General features: G+C 74.6%; 12 protein-coding genes, 1 tRNA gene and 2 pseudogenes. 6 read left to right on the forward strand and 9 right to left on the reverse strand.

The annotated features are described in order from the left end of the window. The first annotated feature begins 47 nt into the window (after positions 1 to 47). Positions 48 to 1,475, forward strand: a complete 1,428-nt coding sequence (gene rox / locus ACN9M0_RS31080) for a rifampin monooxygenase (protein WP_399696840.1) — start codon at positions 48 to 50, stop codon at positions 1,473 to 1,475. Positions 1,476 to 1,707: 232 nt separating this feature from the next. On the opposite strand, the gene ACN9M0_RS31085 is transcribed toward rox, so the two are convergent. The 7 genes and pseudogenes from ACN9M0_RS31085 to ACN9M0_RS31115 all read right to left on the reverse strand — a co-directional run. Next, a complete protein-coding gene (locus tag ACN9M0_RS31085) occupies positions 1,708 to 4,641 on the reverse strand; it encodes a helix-turn-helix transcriptional regulator (protein ID WP_366037630.1) in 2,934 nt (977 codons plus the stop codon). Between the two features lie 226 nt (positions 4,642 to 4,867). Further along, positions 4,868 to 6,565 carry a S8 family peptidase gene (locus ACN9M0_RS31090; RefSeq protein ID WP_366037686.1) on the reverse strand — a complete coding sequence of 566 codons (1,698 nt, stop codon included), beginning with the start codon at positions 6,563 to 6,565 and terminating at the stop codon, positions 4,868 to 4,870. Positions 6,566 to 7,241: 676 nt separating this feature from the next. Continuing rightward, a complete protein-coding gene (locus ACN9M0_RS31095) occupies positions 7,242 to 8,108 on the reverse strand; it encodes a GNAT family N-acetyltransferase (RefSeq protein ID WP_366037631.1) in 867 nt (288 codons plus the stop codon). Positions 8,109 to 8,695: 587 nt separating this feature from the next. Then, a complete protein-coding gene (locus ACN9M0_RS31100) occupies positions 8,696 to 9,595 on the reverse strand; it encodes a hypothetical protein (RefSeq protein WP_426404577.1) in 900 nt (299 codons plus the stop codon). Next, the gene (locus ACN9M0_RS31105) at positions 9,592 to 10,605 is read right to left on the reverse strand and encodes an SPFH domain-containing protein (RefSeq protein WP_366037633.1); all 1,014 of its coding nucleotides are present in this window, start codon (positions 10,603 to 10,605) and stop codon (positions 9,592 to 9,594) included. Before ACN9M0_RS31105 ends, ACN9M0_RS31100 begins: the two co-directional genes overlap by 4 nt. A 413-nt stretch (positions 10,606 to 11,018) precedes the next feature. Beyond that, a pseudogene (locus ACN9M0_RS31110) lies at positions 11,019 to 12,053 on the reverse strand (DMT family transporter); the annotation flags it as partial. Next, a pseudogene (locus ACN9M0_RS31115) lies at positions 12,050 to 12,808 on the reverse strand (phosphatase PAP2 family protein); the annotation flags it as partial. The pseudogenes ACN9M0_RS31110 and ACN9M0_RS31115, both read right to left, overlap by 4 nt. A gap of 465 nt (positions 12,809 to 13,273) precedes the next feature. On the opposite strand from ACN9M0_RS31115, the gene ACN9M0_RS31120 reads away from it, so the two are divergent. After that, positions 13,274 to 13,876, forward strand: a complete 603-nt coding sequence (locus ACN9M0_RS31120; RefSeq protein WP_399696849.1) for a TetR/AcrR family transcriptional regulator — start codon at positions 13,274 to 13,276, stop codon at positions 13,874 to 13,876. A gap of 29 nt (positions 13,877 to 13,905) precedes the next feature. Beyond that, complete coding sequence (locus ACN9M0_RS31125; protein ID WP_366037636.1) at positions 13,906 to 14,280, forward strand: DUF488 domain-containing protein; 375 nt, start codon at positions 13,906 to 13,908, stop codon at positions 14,278 to 14,280. On the opposite strand, the gene ACN9M0_RS31130 is transcribed toward ACN9M0_RS31125, so the two are convergent. After that, a complete protein-coding gene (locus ACN9M0_RS31130) occupies positions 14,260 to 14,829 on the reverse strand; it encodes a DUF309 domain-containing protein (protein ID WP_426404578.1) in 570 nt (189 codons plus the stop codon). The two genes, ACN9M0_RS31125 and ACN9M0_RS31130, sit on opposite strands and share 21 nt — an antisense overlap. Positions 14,830 to 15,026: 197 nt before the next feature. On the opposite strand from ACN9M0_RS31130, the gene ACN9M0_RS31135 reads away from it, so the two are divergent. Further along, entirely contained in the window at positions 15,027 to 17,714 is a 2,688-nt protein-coding gene (locus tag ACN9M0_RS31135) for an ATP-binding protein (protein ID WP_399697104.1), read from the forward strand. 53 nt (positions 17,715 to 17,767) lie between these two features. Then, a tRNA-Pro gene (locus ACN9M0_RS31140) sits at positions 17,768 to 17,841 on the forward strand. Positions 17,842 to 17,959: 118 nt separating this feature from the next. On the opposite strand, the gene ACN9M0_RS31145 is transcribed toward ACN9M0_RS31140, so the two are convergent. Beyond that, the gene (locus tag ACN9M0_RS31145) at positions 17,960 to 18,109 is read right to left on the reverse strand and encodes a hypothetical protein (RefSeq protein ID WP_366037638.1); all 150 of its coding nucleotides are present in this window, start codon (positions 18,107 to 18,109) and stop codon (positions 17,960 to 17,962) included. A gap of 738 nt (positions 18,110 to 18,847) precedes the next feature. Between ACN9M0_RS31145 and ACN9M0_RS31150 the strand changes: the two genes are divergently transcribed. After that, a complete protein-coding gene (locus ACN9M0_RS31150; protein WP_426404579.1) occupies positions 18,848 to 19,018 on the forward strand; it encodes a hypothetical protein in 171 nt (56 codons plus the stop codon). Positions 19,019 to 19,052 lie beyond the last annotated feature (34 nt).

The following is a 19,052-nucleotide window of genomic DNA, read 5'->3' on the forward strand; positions in this document are numbered from 1 at the left end:
AGAATCTCCGTTCGAACCAAGGAACTGTGGAAAACGGGGCGTACTGAATGTTTGATCTGATCGTGGTCGGCGGCGGACCGACCGGCCTGATGCTCGCGAGCGAACTCCGGCTGCACGACGTGCGGGTGGTCGTTCTGGAGAAGCTCGCCGAGCCGACCCGGGAGTCCCGGGGACAGGGCCTGCACGCGCGCAGCGTCGAGATGATGGCCCAGCGGGGCCTCCTGGAGCGGTTCACCGAGGTCAGCGAGAAGTTCTCCGTCGGCGGCCTCTTCGGCGGTGTGATGAAGCCGTGGCCGGAACGGCTCGACACGGCACACCCGTACGGCCTCGCCACGCCGCAGCCGGTCACCGAGCGGCTGCTCCAGGAGCGCGCGCTCGAACTCGGCACGGAGATCCGGCGCGGCACCGAGGTGGTCGGGCTGAGCCAGGACGAGGACGGGGTGACCGTCGCGCTCGCGGACGGCACGGAGCTGCGCTCGCGCTACCTCGCCGCGTGCGACGGAGGCCGCAGCACCGTGCGCAAGCTGCTCGGCGTCGGCTTCCCCGGCGAGCCCCCCACCGTCGAGACGCTCCTCGGCGACATGGAGGCGACCGCGGACCCGGAGACCGTCGCCGCCGTCGTCGCCGAGGTCCAGAAGACCCAGCTGCGGTTCGGCGTCAAGCCCCTCGAAGACGGCGCATTCCGCATCGTCGTGCCCGCCGACGGCGTGGCCGAGGACCGCGCGACCGCGCCGACCCTCGACGACTTCAAGAGCCGGCTGCGGGCCGTCGCCGGCACCGACTTCGGCGTGCACTCGCCGCGTTGGCTGTCCCGCTTCGGCGACGCGACCCGGCAGGCCGAGCGCTACCGGGTCGGCCGGGTGTTCCTGGCCGGCGACGCGGCGCACATCCACCCGCCGACCGGCGGCCAGGGCCTCAACCTCGGCATCCAGGACGCGTTCAACCTCGGCTGGAAGCTGGCCGCCGCCGTCGCAGGCTGGGCGCCGGAAGGGCTGCTCGACACGTACGAGGCCGAACGGCACCCGGTCGGTGCCCGTGTGGTCGAGAACACCCGCGCGCAGATGACCCTCCTCGGCACCGACCCCGGAGCGACCGCCCTGCGGGAACTGTTCTCGAAGCTGATGGACTTCGAGGAGGTGAACCGGTACGTGACCGGTCTGATCACCGCCGTCGACGTCCGCTACGACCTCGGCGAGGGCCACGAACTCCTCGGCCTGCGGCTGCGGGACGTGACGCTGAAGCGGGGGCGGCTCTACGAGCTGACGCACGGCGGCCGCGGACTCCTGCTCGACCAGAGCGGCCGGCTCTCCGCGGAGGGCTGGGCGGACCGCGTCGACCACGTCGTCGACGTCAGTGAGGAACTGGACGTGCCCGCCGTGCTGTTGCGGCCGGACGGGCACGTCGTGTGGGCCGGCGAGGACCAGGAGGAGCTCCTCGGCGCCCTGCGCGAGTGGTTCGGCGCGTCGACGACCTGATCCGGGCGGCGGCGCCCCGACGGGCGGATCCGGTCTCCCGGACCCGCCCGTCGGGTGCTTCGGGACGGGCCTGCCGTGGGCCGGACTTGGGGTGGGTGCGGGGTGGTTCGGGCCCGCCCTCGGGGCCCGTCGTGCGGGCTGCGGGGCGGGCGGGTGCCGGGGGCGGCGTATGTGATCCGGTCGCTCGTCGGGTGGCGGGGCCGGCGTGACGTGCTCCGCTCGCCCGCGTCGCTCACGGGCGCAGGGCCGTCGCCAGCTGTGCGCGGGAGCGGACGTCGAGCTTCTGGTAGATGCGGGTCAGGCGCGCCTCCACCGTCTTCACGCTCAGGTACAGCTTCGCCGCCGCCTCCTGGTTGCTCGCGCCCTGGCCCACCAGACGGGCCAGGCGCAGTTCCGCCTCCGTGAGCGAGGACAGCGCGGACACCGACTCCTCGCCGCCGGCACCGGGACCCGCGCCCTCGCCCGCCGGCGTCTCGCTCGCCAGGGCCAGCCACGGCGCCGCCCCGGCCCGCTCGAACACCGAGGCCGCCTCGTGGAGGGCGCTCTGCGCCGCCGACCGGCGCCGGCGCCGCCGCTCCACCCGGGCGAGGGCGATCAGCGCCCGGCCCCGCTCCAGCGGCAGTCCGGCCCGGCCGAAGCTCTCGGCCGTACGGGTCAGCAGCTCGGCCGCCTCGTCCGTCCGCCCTTCCGCCGCCAGGCACAGGGCGTACGCCCTGTCGCAGCCGAGCAGGACCGTGGACCGGCCGAGCCGCTCCGCCACCGGCCGCACGTCCGCGAGGAGCGCCAGGGCCTCGTCGCCCGCGTCCTGGGCGAGCAGCGCCTCGGCCAGCTCCTCGTGCCAGCGCAGCATCGAGGGGTCCACCGTGGACTGCGCGCGCTCGTCGGCCTGGACCCGCCGCAGGGTCTCCAGGGCGGCGGCGACGTCGCCGTTGATCAGCTGGACGCGTCCGAGCGCGTACCGGCTCCGGGAGAGGAAGACCCGGTCGCCCTCCTCCTCCGAGGCCTGCACGCTGCGCCGCGCGTAGCTGGCCGCCCGCGCGAAACTGCCGCCGGCCGTCTCGGCGAGCGCGAGCGTGTACCAGGCGGGGCCGGGGGAGAGGCCCGCCTCCAGGGTGAGCGCGAGGGACTGGCCCGCGTGCGCGAGGGCGGCCGCGCAGGCGCCCCTCCGGGACTCGATCGCCGCCAGCGTGGAGAACAGCTCGATGGTGTCCTCGACCGAGCCGCGCCGCTGGACCAGCGGCAGCAGCGCGTTCAGCTCGTCCCGCGCGTCGGTGAGCCGGTCGTCGAAGAGGGCGTGACGGATCGTCAGGATCTGTGCGGCGTTACGGATCCCGAGCGGACGCTCGGCGAGCTCCAGGGCGCGCGCCTGGGCGAGCACCGCCTCGGCGTCCGGGGCGCCGAGCGCCCGCTCCATCCGCGCCTGCACGGTCAGGGCCTGCACCGCGAGCCGCGGATCGCCCATCGAGGCCGCGAGCGCGGCCGATTCGACCGCCGCCGTCCGCGAGCGCTCCGGATCGCCGTCCGCGAGGACGTACTTGACGGCGAGGCGCAGCTGCACGGCGGCCCGCAGGGCGGTGTCCCCCTCGGAGTCCTCCATGGCGTGGACGTACATCTCGTCGAGCCCGGTGAGCCCCTGCCCCGCCGTGTCGAGCACGGCCAGCCGCGCCCTGACCCGGTCGGACGGCCCCGCGTCCCGGGCGAGCAGATCGGTGGCGGCCCGCATCGCGAGGTCGGCGCGGGCGGCGCGGGCGGCCTCCTCGGCGGCGTCGACGAGCCGCGCGATCCGCCGCGTCCCGTGCCGGCCCGGTGTCGACTCGGCGGCGAGCAGGGCCAGTTCGGCGGCGAGCGCGCTGTTCCCGCGCCGCCGGGCCAGGTCGGCGGCGGCCGCGACCTCGGCGGCGAGCTCCTCGTCCGGTCGCTCGGTGGCGAGCGCCCGGTGCCGTACCGCCTCCACGGGGTCGTCCACGACCTCCGCGAGGGCCGCGTGCCCGGCGCTCCGCTCGGCCCAGCAGGCGTCGTGCACCAGCGTGGAGGGCAGCAGTCCCGCGGTGAAGGTCACCGAGCCGTCCTCGGCGAGCGAGACCAGGTCGGCCCGCTCGGCCGCCGCGAGGTCCGCCTCCGCGGTGGGCCGCCCGGCGCGGCGCACGAGCGTGGCCGAGGGGCGCAGCGCGAGGGCGGCGAGCAGCAGCGTCTCGCGTACGGCGGGGGGCGCGGCGCCCAGGAGTTGGCGGGCGAGGTCGCGGGCGCGCCCGGAGAGCGTCAGCGCCTCCGCGTGGTGCACCGGGGTCCGCGCGTCGGCGAGCGAACGGCCCACGGCGAGCGCGAGCCGCGGGTTGCCGCCGCTGGCGCGGTGGATGCGGCCGGCCATCCGGGAGGGCAGACGGTGGTGGATGAGGAGTTCGGCTATCTCGTCGGCGTGCAGCGGCGGGACGCGCAGCACGTCCGCCTCCGACGGCACCCAGAGGTGCGCGGCGTGCGGGTCCTCGGCGCGGTGGCTCTCGCGGTACGGCTCGTGGGCCTCGGCGTACGGCTCGGGGGTCTCCACCGCCACCACCCGCAGCGCGGGCGGGGCCAGGTGGAGGGCGAAGCGGAGCAGGTCCGCGCTGTCCGCGTCGACGTGCTGCACCCCGTCGACGACGAGCAGGACGGGGCCGCGGCAGGTCAGGGCGCGCAGGATGCGGGCGATGCCGAGGCGCAGCGCGATCGGGTCCCAGCCGCCCGCGTCGATCGGGGCCTCGCGGCAGAGCATGGCGACGGCGGTGCGCTGGGGGCCCGGCAGCTGGTCGAAGACCCCGGAGGCGAGCACCCCCGAGGCGAGCACGCCGGCGTCGTCGGACGACGGGGAGGGGAGCAGCCCGCCCGCGGGCTGCTCGGGGACGGGCCGGCCGGTACCGAGGCCCGGCCAGGTCACGGTGGCCGCCACGGAGGCCACGAGCGCGGCGGCGGCCGCCCCGGGTATCTCGCGGTCGGACGGCAGGGTCGCGAGCCACAGCACGGTCTCGCCGCGCGCCTCGGCGCGGGCCGCCTCGGCGAGCGCGACCTCGGTCTTGCCGACGCCGGCGGCTCCGGTGAGCAGGGCGCGGCCGCGGGTGTGGAGGGCGCGTTCGAGCCGGGTGAGGAGTTCCTCCCGGCCCACCGGGGCAGGACTCTGTGGAGCTGTCGTCACTGTCCACCACCTCCGGCCCCTCGGGGCCCGGCCCATGAACCCCGTGCGCAGAGGATACGGAGCCCACCGGCACAGTCCAGGCCCCGTGTCCGGCATACGGACACGGGGCCGTGGGCGTGCGCGCTCCCACAACGCCAGGACGCGCCAGTGGTGTAGACCACGGGCGCGTCGCTGACCAGCAAGGATGCTGATGTGGGGGGTGGTTCAGAGGTGGTGCGGTGGTGCGTCAGAAGGTGAGGCTCCACGAGTCGATGTAGCCGGTGTCACCCGAGGCCACATCGCGGACCTGGAGCTTCCAGGTGCCGTTGGCGACCTCGCTCGACGCGTCGACCGTGTAGGTGGTCAGGACGTTGTCGGCGCTGTCCGAGGAGGACGAGGTCTTCAGGTTGCGCACCGTGCCGTCGGGGGCGACCAGGTCGATGACCAGGTCTCCGCGCCAGGTGTGCTTGATGTCCACGCCGACCTTGAGGGTGGCGGGGGCGTTGCCGGCGAGGCCGGTGACGGGGATCGAGGACGACACGGTGGTGTTGTCGGCGATCGTCACGTTCGTCGCGTTGGTGAAGACGGTGCCCGACGGCGGGGTGGTGTTGAGGACCGAGTCCACAGCCTTCGCGGAGTCGGCGATGCCGGTTCCGCAGCCGCCGGTGCAGGTGCCGGGCAGCGGGCGGGCGGTGTTCTTGATCGCGGACTCGATCTCGGCCGGGGTGAGCGTGCTCTTGGCCGACTTCAGGAGGGCGGCCAGGCCGGCGATGTGCGGGGCCGCCATCGAGGTGCCCTGGTAGGGCTTGTACGTCTCCGTCGACTGGGTCGTCAGGCCCGAGTTCAGCGTGGAGTAGATCGCGTTCTCGGGCGTGGTGACGGTGCCGGGCGTGTCGGTGGCGTTGCGGGTCTCGCCGCCGGGCGCGGCCACGTCCACGATGGTGCCGTAGTTGGAGTAGTACGAGCGGCTGCCGGCGCGGTTGGTCGACGCCACGGTGATGACGCCGGTGCAGTTCGCGGGGGTGAAGCCGGAGGCGTTGGCGTTGCTGTTGCCCGCCGCGACGACGACGGTGGTACCGCGCGAGATGGCACCGTTGATCGCGGTCTGGTAGACGCTCGGGCAGGTGGAGCTCGCGCCGCCCAGGCTCATGTTGATGACCTTGGCGGGGGTCGGGTTGGCCGGGACGCCCGCCACGGTGCCGCCGGAGGCCCAGGTGATGGCGTCGGCGATGTCGGAGGACGAACCGCCGCACTTGCCGAGCACACGCACGGGCTGGATCTTCGCGTTGTACGCGATGCCCGCGATGCCCTTGGTGTTGTTGGTGACCGCGGCGATGGTGCCGGCCACGTGGGTGCCGTGCCAGGAGGAGTTGGAGGCCGTGGAGCCGGTGCCGCACTCGCCGTCGGTGGCGTTCCAGTCGCCCTCGTCCTTCGAGTCCGCGTCGCGGCCGTTGCCGTCGCGGGCGTCGGCGGAGGTCGAGATGAAGTCGTAGCCGGAGACGATGTTGGTCGCCAGGTCCGAGTGGGCGGCGTAGCCGGTGTCGATGACGGCGACGGTGACGCCGGAGCCGGTCGTCTTGTCCCAGGCTGCAGGAACGTTCATGCCACCGGTGGGCTCGAAGAGGTCCCACTGCTTGGCGTAGTCGGTGTCGTCCGGGGTGACCGCCATCGCGTAGGCGCGGATGTCGGGCTCGACCGAGGCGACGGCCGGGTCGGCGCGGAACGCGTCCATGACCTCGGTCACGTCCTGCTTGGTCGCCTTGCCGCCCAGGTTCACCAGGGCGGCACCGCCGGCGAGGCGGCGCTCGAAGGAGAGCTTCTCGCCCGTCTTCGCGGCCTTCTCGGCCGTGTCGCTCTTCACGGCGGTGTTGGAACCGGCCTCGGCGGTCCGGCTCTTGTAGGTGACGATCACCTTCTCGACGGGGGCGTTCGGAAGCGCCCGCATCGTCTGCGAAGCCGGAACCGGCTTCGGGCTGGCAGCGACCGGGGTGGCGGCGAACGCCCCGGAAGTCATGGCAGCGGCACCGAGGATCGCGGCGCTCGCGACCACGGATATGACTCTCCGCCTGGAACCGTTCAAGGTGTGGCCCTTTCGAGTACGACGTAACTGCGGAGCAGTGGCGACGGCGCGGGACACACGGGGGCGAAGTGGGGTCGCCGTCCGTCCGTCCCTGGGCTTGGGGGGCCCGTGCGCCGCCACCGGCGCGACGGCCCGGGTCAAGGCCGCCACCGGCGGACAGCACCCTCCGCATGCACCTGACACGGTGCGCTCGGGGGATGATATCTGCCGGTGCGGAGGACAGTAGGGAACGGGGGGGTGAACCCGATACGGGGAAAACCCTTGTCACCCCTCAAGGGGTGGCGGGGGTGCGGGGAGGGGAGGGCGGCGAGGGGCGGGAGGGGTGCGGTACGGGGCCGTTTCTGGGCACGCGGGCGCGAGTTCGGGCCCGCCGGGGTGGAGCGGACGTCGCTTGCGGGGGGCCTCCGGGGGCGGAGGTCGGCCGAGTTCGAGGGTGGTGACGCCGAAGAGGCGCTGCCGTGTCACCGGTGGTGTGGAGGTCAGCCGAGTTCCAGGGTGGTGACGCCGAAGACGCGTTCCCGTGCCACCGGTGGTGTGGAGGTCAGCCCAGTTCGAGCGTGGTGACGCCGAAGACGCGCTCCCGCGCCACCGGACGGACCGGTCCCGTGTACATCCGCGCCGTCTCGAACGTCGGCTCCAGACCGCGCTCCTGGGCCAGCCGGGCCGCCGCCGGATTCGCCTCCGGCATGTCGACCGCGATCCGGGCCGCGCCGAACTCCCGCGCCTCGGCGGCGAGCCCGTCGAGCAGGGCCGCCGCGTCCGCCGGGGTGTCCGCGAACAGCGGCCCCACACGTGCCTCGTCCTGTGCGGGACGAACCAGCCCGTACCCGGTCAGACGGCCGTCGACCACGCGGGCCAGCGCCCGATGGCCGGGAGTGGTCACCCAGGCGTCCAGGAACCGGGGCCGGTCGGCGTGATGGCAGACGCTGTCGTACGCGGCGAGGGCGGCCGGATCGACCCGCTCGGCGGCCACCACGCCGGCCACCGGGCGGTCGGGGGCCGGGACCTCGCCGACGAACCGCGCGGTGCGGTACGCCGTGCTGAAGCCGGAGCGCCGGTAGTTGTCCTGCTGCGCGGGCACCCCGTCGAGCCCGACGGCCCGGCCGCCCGCGTGGGCGAGCGCGGCCCGCCAGGTGGCCAGACCGTGCCCGAGGCCGCGGAGTCCGGGGCGGACGAGGTAGAAGCCGAGGAACGCGTAGGAGTCGTCGTAGTTGACGACCGAGATGGCGGAGACCGGCTCCCCGTCGACCCGGCCGAGGAAGAAGCCGGCGGGGTCCTGGGCGAAGAACGCCGGAACGTCGGAGAGCCCGGGATTCCACCCCTCCTCGGCGGCCCAGGACCGCACGAGCGCCCACTCCTGCGGGGTGGCGGACGAGACGGAGAGCGAACCGGAGGAGACGGAGGTCATGGTCTGTCCTTCGACGGCCGGGGGGAGGCGGGCGGACGCCCGGAGGTAGGAACCCGGGCAAAGCGCGCCGAGCATAACGCCGCGCCACGCCAGGGCCGATCGTTTCCGGCCGCGCGCTGCCGGCCGCACTGCGGGCCCGCCCCCGCCGGCGCGTGCCCACCCGCCGTGTGGGCCCGCCCCCCGCCGAGCCGCGGTGCTCATGCGCCGTGCGAAACGGCGCCCTGCGGGGAGGTGCCTGCGCCCCCGCGCGAAACGGCGCCTGCAGGGCCGTTGCCTCGCCCACCGCCGTGTGGGCAGTCGTCCCGCTGGGGCGGGGCGGGTGGGCACACGGGACGGCGCCTTCAGCGGCGCCTCCGCCCCTGCACCTGCCCGCACCCCCGGGGGCCGCACGACGTGGTGCGGGTCAGGGGGCGGGAGCCCAGGCCCGGCAAGGGGCGCCGTCCGTTGTGCCCACCCTCCCCCAAGCTCTCGGCTTCGCTCGAGCAGGGGGACCCCGATCGCCCCTGCGGAACGTATGCCCACAACGGGGGCGGCGGGGGCACCGTCCCGGCGGAGCATCCGCTCAACAACGGGCGCGCGGCCGCCGCTCAGTGCACCAGTCGCAGCCGCGACGTCGCCACCGCCAGGTGGATCGTCTGGCCCCAGGTCAGTTCCAGGGCGTCCGACTCCACGCCGTCGCCGAAGGCGACCAGGCGGTCCGACTCGGCGGTGAGCCGCAGGCCCCGGCCCGCGTCGAGGAGGCCCTCGACGCGGGTCGTGCCCGTCGTCGGCGACGGCCAGGCCTCGCGGACGAACCAGGCCAGCCGCGCGTCCGCCGGCGCGGGCAGCGCGAGCGTGCTGGAGCGCTGTTCCCACAGGGAGCGGAGCCAGCCCGTGGCGCCCGTGCCCGTGCCGACCAGGACGCCCGACGAGGCCTGGGGCTCGGGCGGGACGTCCGTGCCGTCGAGGCCGAGCGTGTAGCGGGCGGTCTGGTGGCCGGGCGGACCGACGTAGATCTCGTTCAGCGCGAGGAGCCGCTGCGCGTCGTCGGTGACGGCCTCGACCATCGTCAGCTCGTCGACCGCCGCCCCGGCCCCCGCCGCGTACGGCAGCAGTCGCCGTGCCCGGTCCGGTCGGTGTCGGACCAGGACGCCGGGGTTGCGCCCGGGGTCGGCGTCGATGCCGATGACGGGCTGCCCCGTCAGGTACTTCGCCGCGTTGGCGACAAGACCGTCCTGCCCGACCACGACGACGACGTCCTCGGGCCCGAACAGGAACCGGTCCAGGTCGGCGCGCTCGACCCGGGTCTGGCGCCACGTCAGCGGAACCGCGCCCGCCACCTCGGCGAGCGCCGCCCGGGTGCGCTCGTGCCGTTCGCGCACGGCGTCGACCGAGCGCCCGCGCGCGGAGAGGAAGAACGCGGCCTGCCCGTGCGTGCCGTGCCGGGCGAGCAGCTCCTCGTACTCCGTGGTCCGGTGCACGAGCACCGCGCGCGGCGCGAGGCTCACGACCGCGCCCCGCCCTCGCCGCCGCCCAGCTTGGCGAGCAGCCCGGTCAGGACGTCCGGGGAGAGCGTGAGGTGCTCGATGCGCGGCAGGTTCTCCGCCGCCCGGGTCACGGCCAGGGCGTGCAGGACCGCCGGATCGGCCTCCGTGTGCGCCCGCAGCCACGCGGACTGCGCTCCGGCGCGCGCCTCGCCGACCTCCCGTGCCGCCTCCGCCTCGGCCCGGGCCAGCCGGACCTTCCGTACGGCCTCGGCCTCGGCGCGTACCGCGTCGGCGGCCGCGTTCTCCTCGGCCTCGCGGCGCGCGTTGGTGCCGCGCTGCTCGACGAGCCGCTCCTCCTGCCGGGCGAGCTCGATCTTGCTGGCGAGTTCGTTCTCGGCGATGGCGCGCTCCCGCTCGACGGCGACCGCGCGCCGCTCGTAGGTGGCTCGGTCGGCCTCCTGCTGGATCTGCTCGCGGGCGGGGGTGCGCAGGGCGCGCTCGACCTCGGGCTCGGGGCGGATCGCGACCACCCGGACCGCGACGACCTCGATGCCGGTGTCCGGCAGGCGCGGCTCGGCGGCGAGTCCGGCCGCGATGCGGTCCCGTACCGCCGCCACGCCGTCGACGAGCGCGGCGGCGAGCGTGGTGCGGGCGAGGACGTCGAGGGCGTGCTGCTGGGCGGTCTCGGTGAGGAGGGTGGCGATCTGCTCCAGCGGGGCGCCGCGCCAGGCGCCCGTGTCGGGGTCGATGGAGAAGTCGAGCCGGGTGGCCGCCGCGGCCGGGTCGCCGATCCGGTACGTGACGGTGGACTGCACGCTCACGTCCTGGAAGTCCGCCGTGCGGGCGTGGAAGGCCATCGCGAGCTCGCGGTCGTTGACCGGCACCTCGGAGAGGGCGGCGGTGAGCGGCCGGAACCAGAAGCTCAGTCCTTCGCCGTCGTGGACGAGCCGGCCGCGGCGCTGGTGGCGGATGTGGGCGGTGGGCGCGGAGCGCAGATGGCGCCAGCCGGCCCGCCGGGTGATGTCAGCCATGGAAACCCCCTTGTCGTCATGTTGACGATAGGGGGTGCGGTGGTTGTCGTCAAGGTGACGAATTTAGGGGAAGGTGCTGCGCGGCGGCCGTGCGACCGGCTTCGCGTCCCCGACCGGCGTGGCCGCCGCCCTCACCCCGCGACCGGCGCCGGCACCGGCCCGCCCTCCGGGACCCCGCGCCCCGGCCGCGCCTCCGGGGAGGCGGACGGCGCCGGTACGGCCGCGAGGAGCACGTCCGTGATCGGCGAGGTCGAAGAGTCCGCTGCCCCGGCCGCCGAAAGGACGGTGACGGGAGTCGATAGGGGCGGCCCGGCCGCCGGGAGAACGGTGACGGGAGTCGATAGGGGCGGCCCGGCCGCCGGGAGAACGGTGACGGGAGTCGATACGGGCGGCCCGGCCGCCGGGAGAACGGTTACGGGAGCCGGTGCGGGCCCAGCCGCAGGAAGAGGCCCCGCCGCCGGAACGGCCCCCGCCGTCGGTACAGGCTCCGTCGCCAGTACGGCCCCCGCCGTCGGTACGGCCCCCGCCGTCGGTACGGCCTCCGACGCCGGTACGGGCTCCGTCGGCGCCCCGCCCTTCGTCAGCAGGATCACGCCCCGCGCCGCGACCAGCGAGGCGCCGGCCGCGACCAGCCAGCCCCAGGCGCCCGCCCGGAAGGTCTCGCCGAGCAGGGCCACGCCGATCACCGCGGCGGCCGCCGGGTTCGAGAGGTTGACGACGGCCAGCGGCGCCGCGAGCCCGCCCCGGTAGGCGGCCTGGGACAGCAGCAGCCCACCGCTGGCGAAGCCGGATATCAGCACCGCGAGCAGCGCGGTCTGCCACCAGCTCGGCTCGGCGCCGGGCAGGTCGAGGGCGAGTGCGGCGGTCAGCGTCTGGGTGAGGGCGGAGGCGACGCCCGAGGCGATCCCGGAGGCCGTCGCGTGCCCGAGCCCGCGCCCGGTGGGTGCGCCGGTCCCGCGCTGCTCGCGCCCGTGCAGCCGCCCGGAGGCGAGGGCGGCGATCAGGAGCGCGGTCGCCGCGGCGACGACCAGGGATTCGCGCAGGCTGAGCGCCTCGCCGGGGGCCGCGGGTCCGGTCACGGCGACGAGCCCGACGAGCCCGCCCAGGGTCCACAGGGCTCCGCGCCATTCGGTGCGGGTCACCCGGCGCCGCGCGCAGTACGCGCCCAGGGGCAGTGCCGCGACGAGAGTGAGCGCACCGAGCGGCTGGACCAGCGTCAGCGGCCCGTAGTGCAGGGCGGCCACGTGCGCGAGGGCTCCGGCGGCGTTCAGGCCGACCGCCCACCACCACTGGCCGCGGGCGAGGAGCGCGCGCAGCGCCCCGCGCCCGTCGGGAGCGGCGGGGGAAGCGGCGGCGAGCCGGGACTGGGCGACGGCGGCGAGCGCGTACCCGGCGGCGGAGACGAGGGAGAGGAGCACCGCGAGCAAGGTGCCGGCGGCGGGGTTCATCGCAGGGCTCCGACCGGGAGGGGTGCCGCACCGAGCGGGCGGGGAACGGGTGGGGGCGCCGTCGAGCGGCCGGGGGCGCGGACGGCGAGCAGCGCGAGGCCGAGGAGTACGGCGGCGGCGAGCGCGTCGAACCAGTAGTGGTTGGCGGTGCCGACGATGACGAGCAGGGTGAGCAGCGGGTGCAGCAGCCAGAGCACGCGCCAGCGGGACCGGGTGGCGGCGATCAGGCCGATCGCGACCATCAGGGCCCAGCCGAAGTGCAGCGACGGCATGGCCGCGAACTGGTTGGCCATGGAGTCCGTCTCCGGGGTCGCCCCGTAGACGGAGGGTCCGTAGACCCGGGCTGTGTCGACGAGTCCGGAGGCGGCGAGCATCCGGGGCGGGGCGAGCGGCAGCAGCAGGTGCAGCGCGAGCGCCGCGCCGGTGACGAGGGCCAGGACCCGGCGCGACCACAGGTAGTGGGCGGGGCGCCGCCAGTAGAGCCAGGCGAGGAAGGCGATGGTGGCCGGGAAGTGCACGGCCGCGTAGTACGTGTTCGCCGCCCGGATCAGCGGTTCGCCGTGCAGGAGCAGCTGCTGGATCGTTCCCTCGCCCGGCAGGTGGAGTGCGCGCTCGGCGTCCCAGACGCGGTCGGCGTTCCGGAAGGCGCGGGTCTCGTGGCCGTTGGCGAAGAGCCGGCCGAACTTGTAGACGAGGAAGAGCGCGGTGACGAGCAGGAGCTCCCGGAGGAGCGGCGGCCTGGCGGACCCGGACCCGGACCTGGACCTGGACCCGGAACCGGACCTGGACCCGGAACCGGACCTGGACCCGGAACCGGACCTGGACCCGGAACCGGACGCGGAATCGGACGCGGAATCGGACGCGGACGCGGACGCGGACGCGGACCCGTATGCGGCCCCTGACGACGGCTCTGGTTCGGGCTCCTCGGCCCCCGCCTGCCCGGCGGTCCCGGTGTGCGCGGCGCTCCCCGCCTGCCCGGATGTCCCGGCCTGCCCGGCGGGGCCGGGGGTAGGAGGCGTCCCCGGTCCTGCAGGACGTGGTCCTCGTATCCCGCGTATCCCGACAGCCATCGTGCGGCCCTCTAATCCGTCAAATCGCCAACAAACGGAGTGAGCCTAGATCCGAATTCATCGAGACGCAAGCGTCTCGATACGTTTGCGTCTCGATTGTGCACCCCCTACTCTCGTATGTGCAGAGACAGAGGTGTCCGGGAGGGATCGATGTCCACTCAGGCCGCGACCGCAGCAGCCCGTCGCAGCAAGATCACGCCGGAGCGCGAGACGGAGCTCTACGACGCCGTGCTCTGCCTCCTCCGCGAGGGCGGCTACGACTCGGTGACCATGGAGGGCGTCGCCGCCCGCACCAAGTGCGGCAAGGCCACGCTCTACCGGCAGTGGGGCACGAAACCCCAGCTCGTGACCGCCGCCCTCGCCCGGCGCCGCTGCACCGTCTTCAGCGGCATCGACACCGGCACCCTCGCCGGTGACCTGCGGGAGGCCGCCCGGATCGCCGGCTCGCGGCGGGAGCGGGACGCCGAGCTCATGGAGGCCGTCGCCCAGGCCTACATCCAGCACCCCGACCTGCGCGCCGCCCTCCGCGAGACCGTCATCGCCCCCGAGATCGCGGCCATCGACGCCGTCCTGGCCCGCTCGGTCGAGCGGGGCGAGATCGACGCGGACAACCCGGCGATCGGATTCGTCGCCCCCTGCTTCATGGGCATGCTGCGCATCGAGCGGCTCTTCGAGGAGCGGTTCGCGGACGCCTCGACCATGCGCACCTTCGTCGACGCCGTCCTCCTCCCGGCGCTGCGCGTCGCGGGGTGAGGCCCGGCTCCGTCCTGCACCCTGGAGCCATGGCCGCAAGCACCCCCGCCGTCCGCGTCCGCCGCGTCTACGAGGACCCGTCACCCGACGACGGGGTACGCGTCCTCGTCGACCGGCTCTGGCCGCGCGGCCTCAAGAAGACCGACGCCCACATCGACGAGTGGCCCAAGGCGCTCACCCCGTCCGCCGAACTCCGCCGCTGGTACCACGGCCCCGAGGGCGAGTACGAGGAGTTCTGCCGCCGCTACGAGGCCGAACTCGACGCCCCGGAGGCCGCCGCGGCGCTCGACCGGCTCCGGGAACTCGCGAGCCGGCAGACCGTCACCCTCCTGACGGCAACCAAGGACCCGTCCGAGAGCCACACGTCCGTGCTGCGGCGCGAGCTAGAGGCGACCCGCACGTAGCCGAGGCGCCTCGGCGGCGGCGTCCACCCCGGCCCCGCCCTCCGTACGCCCTGCCAACTCCCGTGCCCACGCCACGAGTCCGCCGACATCGATCCCGTACGTGTCGGGGACGTCGCTCCCGCCGGCGAGGCGGTCGGCGCCCCGGCGCAGCAGCCTCGCCCCGCCCGCCGCGTTGCCGCGGGCCGCGTGCGTCAGACCGACGGCGAGCTGGGCGAGCCCCTGCCACAGGTCCCGCTCCACCTCGGGGCCGGACTTCCAGGCGTCCTCGAAGACCTCGTGCGCGTGGAAGGGCATCCCGGCGTCGAGCAGCCGCTGCGCCTCGCGCACGGTGTCCTCGGGCCCGCGGACGACCCCCTCGGGCTGCCGGGGCACCCCCTCCGCCCCGTACGGCAGCGGACGCCCGAGCCCGTCGCGCGGCCGGGCGCTCCGGGCGCGCCCCTCCTCATCGCGATCCCTGCTACCGCTGCCGCTGCCACTACCGCCACCGCTGCCGACACCGCCGTCGGCCCCGCCGAGACCGCCGCCGTAGTCACCCGTTGTCCGGTTCACCCGTCCATTGTCGCCCTTCGGACGATCACGACCGCTAGGCTCGTCGGTCCGGCACTGTTACGGTCCGCGCGGGTCGTGCCGGACGCGTCATGCCAACAGTTCGTGTGGGGAGTGAGTCACCGGTGCCGACGGATCCCGAACAGTCGCCGTCCGCAACGCCGTTCGCGCCAGGCGTCCGTGACGCGGGGCGGGGCGGTCTGCTCGAACGCGGCCCCGAGCTCGCCGCGGCCGCCCACGCCGTCGACGAACTCGTCGCCGGCGCCTTGGCGGGCGGTCCCGCGCGCGGCGGCATACTCGTCTACCGGGGCGACGCGGGCATAGGGAAGACCGCACTCCTCGCCGAGATACACCGCACCGCCCGGGACCGGTGCACCGTCCTCACCGCCCGGGGCGGCGAGACCCTCACCTCCGTCCCCTTCCACATCACCCGGCAGCTGCTCCAGCCCGCCCTGGACGGCTTCGACGCCGACGAGGTGCGGCACCTCTTCGGCGACCACTTCGACCTCCTGGCCCCCGCGCTCGGGATCGCCCCGCCGTCCTCGGACGAGCCCGCCGACCCGCAGGGCGTGCTGCTCGGGCTCGCCCGGCTCCTCGACCGGCTCGCGGACCGACTGCGGGACCGGCCCCCGGTGCTGCTCGTGGACGACGTCCACTGGGCCGACGCCGAGTCCCTGGCCTGGCTCGACGCCTTCACCCGGATCCGGCGCGACCGCAGGCTGCCCGTCCTCGTCGTCCTCGCCCACCGCCCGTTCGTACGGGAGCCGCAGGGCCCGGGCCCGTCCGCCACGCTCGCCGCGCTCGCGGACCGCGCCGTCCTCACCCTGGGCCTGCACGCCCTCACCTCCGGGGCCACCGCCGCACTCGCCCGCGACACGCTCGGCGGGCACGCGGACGAGCCGTTCTGCCGCGAGCTGTGGACGGTGACCTCCGGCAACCCGTACGAGACGGTCGAACTGCTCGCCAAGGCACGCGACCGGATGCTCGAACCCGTCGCCGGCTCCGCGGGCCTCCTCCGCGACCTCGGCGCCGGGGCCCGGGGCGGCGGACTCGTCGCCCGCCTGGAGGAGCTCGGCAGCGGCCCGACCCGCCTCGCCTGGGCGACGGCGGTCCTCGGCACGGACAGCACGCCCGAGCTCCTCGCGGCCCTCACCGGCCTCGGCGCGAAGCAGGTCGCCGAGGACACCGAACGCCTCCGGGCCGCCAGAATCGTGACCTCCCCGCCCACGACCGGCCGCAACGGACTCGCCCTCGTGCCCGTCCCGCCGCTGGAGTTCACGCATCCGCTCATCGCGACCGCCGTGTACGGCTCGGTGCCCCCGGGCGTACGGACCGCCCTGCACGGACGCGCGGCCTGGGCGCTCACCGAGGCGGGCCGCGGACCCGCCGCCGTCTCCCGCCACCTGCTGGAAGTGCACCCCGACGACGACCAGGACGTCGTGAGCCGCCTGCGGGCCGCCGCCGTCGAACACCTCGCCGTCGGAGCCCCCGACGCGGCCCGCCGCTGCCTGGAGCGCGCCCTCGCCGAACCGCCCGGCCCCGACTCGTACGCCAGGGTCCTGTACGAACTCGGCTGCGCCTCCCTGCTCACCGCACCCGCCGCCACCGTCCGGCACCTGCGCTCCGCGCTCGACCTGCCCGGCCTCGACGACGACCTGCGCATCGACGCCACCTTCCGGCTCGTCCAGGCCCTCGCCCACAACAACCAGCTCCAGGAGGCCGCGCGCGCCGCCGCGGTCGAATACGGCCGGACGCCGCCGGGCACCGGCCGACGACGGCTCCAGGCCGCGCACTTCATCTACGAGGGGTTTCAGGCGTCCGAGGCGGACGGCCCCGACCGCTCCCGCCGCCTCGCCGAACTCACCGCCGGCTTCACCGGAGCCGACAACTCCGAGCGGGCCCTCATCACCGTCCGCGGCTTCGACGCGATGATGCGCGGCGAGCCCGCCACCGAGGTCGTACGCCTCTGCGACCTCGCCCTCGTCGACGGCACACCGGCCCGCGGCCTCAGCTGGACCGACCTCGCCTGGGGCTTCGAGATCCCGGCCCTCACCGGCATCGCGTACGCCTTCGCCGACCGTCCCGACCGGGCCGAGGCCCTCTTCAGCGAGGCGGTCCGCGCCTTCGAGATCTCCGGCTGGAGCGGCGCCCACCTCGCCTTCGCCCACACCCTCCTGGGCCTGGTCCACCGGCGCCGCGGCAACCTGCCCCGCGCCCAGCACCACCTGGAGGAGGGGCTCCGCCTGGCCGACCGGGTCGGCGACGGCCTCCCCGTGCACTGGGACACCGCCTGCCTCCTCGTCGACACCCTCGTCGCCCGGGGCCGCACCGCCGAGGCGCGCGCCGTCGCCGACCGGTACGCCTTCGGCCCGCCGTGGCCCGGCGCGATCGTGCTGCCCGACGGCCCCAGCGTCCTCGGCCGGCTGCTGCTCGCCGAAGGCCGCGTCGAGGAGGCCGTGTCCACCCTGGAGGGAGCCGCCGAGGCCCTGACCGTCCGAGGCCGCCACCACATCGTCTGGGCCCCCTGGCCCCTCGACCTGGCCCGCGCCCTCGCACCCACCGACCCGGACCGCGGGGCCCGGATCGCCCGCGAGGCGTACACCCACGCGGAACGCCTCGGCACGCACACCGCCCTCGGCGAGGCCCTCCGCTGCCTGGCCCTCTTCGCCGACCCGTCGGAGTCCCGCCGTCTCCTCACCCGGGCCGTCGACCACCTCGCCGCGTCGCCGTCGCGCTACGAGGAGGCCCGAGCCCGCCTCGACCTCGCACACGCCACCGGCTCCGCCACCGCCCTCGCCGAAGCCCATGCCCTGGCCACCACCTGCGGCGCGGACCTCCTCACCTGGGACGCGGTGACAGCCCGTGCGTCAACCCACCCTCCGGAGTGAGGTAGTGTTTTCCCTGCACGGCGACGCGGGAGAAACACCGCGAAGACGCGCATCGGGACGTGGCGCAGCTTGGTAGCGCACTTGACTGGGGGTCAAGGGGTCGCAGGTTCAAATCCTGTCGTCCCGACTCGAAAGAGTCGCAGGTCAGGGGCCGTTTCAGAGGAATCTGAAACGGCCCCTTGATCGTTTTTGGGGACCAGTTGGGGACCAGCGCACTTGACTGATCGAAGCGCACCTTGACTCGGTCAGGGTGCGCCGCCTGCCCGGATGACGTCGTAGAGGTGGGTGCCGAGGGCCCATCTCTTCAGGTCCTCGCGGCCGAGGGCGATGAGGTCGTGCCTCTCGGCGAAGTCGCCTGCGGGTTTGGTGAAACCGTTGAGCCCGATGGTGAGCACGGTGCTCGGGACGCGCGGTGCCGTTGAGCTGCTGCACAGCCGGGGATGAGACGGGCCGGCTGAGCTGCTCGCATGGGACCACGACGGTCAGCCCGTCGTGATCGACGGCTCGACAGCGAACTTCACGGTGCGCACGACCAAGGACGGCACCTTCGTCCTCTGGCTGGACGTCGGCAGCACCTCATGCGGTTCGTCGGCGGCCACCAGGGGTGGGGCGTCGACGTGCTGCAGGATCGAGTGGATAAGGGTGACAGGGTCCCGGCGGTGATCGTGGCGTGCCAGAGATGCTCGCCGACCGGGCCGTTGTACTCGGCGATCGTCCAGGCGACGTCGGTGCGGCGCCTGGCTTCGTGGTCGAACTCGGCCCGCATGGCGAGCGATTCGTGCGTCGCGACGGTCGTCTTGTCGAAGGGCCGGTACTTCTCCCACTGGGGAGCGAGCGTTACCTGCTCTTTTTTGCGGATCCGGGCCAGGCGTCGAGGCTGTTCCCAAAGGGGCATCGGATCGTTGGTTGATGTGTTTCGTTGGCTAATGTCCAGTGGGCTCGCATCGAGCCGTTGCTGCCGGACCGGATGTCGAAGCGGGTGGGCGGTGGCGTGATCACCGGCAGGTGATCGATGCGATCGCGTTGAAGTGCCGCGTCGGGACGCCGGGGATGGCCTGCCCAAGCAGTGCAGGTCGTGGAAGGGCGTCCACAATCGGCTGCGGTTCTGGGCGCCCGACGGCACCTGGGCGAATGTGTTCACGACTCTGCTTGCGCAGGCCGGCGCCGAGGGCGACCTGGACTGGATCGTCGCGGTCGACTCCACGATCGTGCGGGCTCATCAGCACGCCGCCGGGGCCCGTCAAAGGGGGCTGTGGCCAGCGAGCTGGCCGACCATGCCTTCGGACGCCCTCGCGGCGGGCTGACGACAAAAATCCATCTCGCGGCCGACGGCTGCTG

This window comes from Streptomyces sp. R-07 (genome assembly GCF_049913175.1).
In the GTDB taxonomy this organism is placed as follows: Bacteria; Actinomycetota; Actinomycetes; order Streptomycetales; family Streptomycetaceae; genus Streptomyces.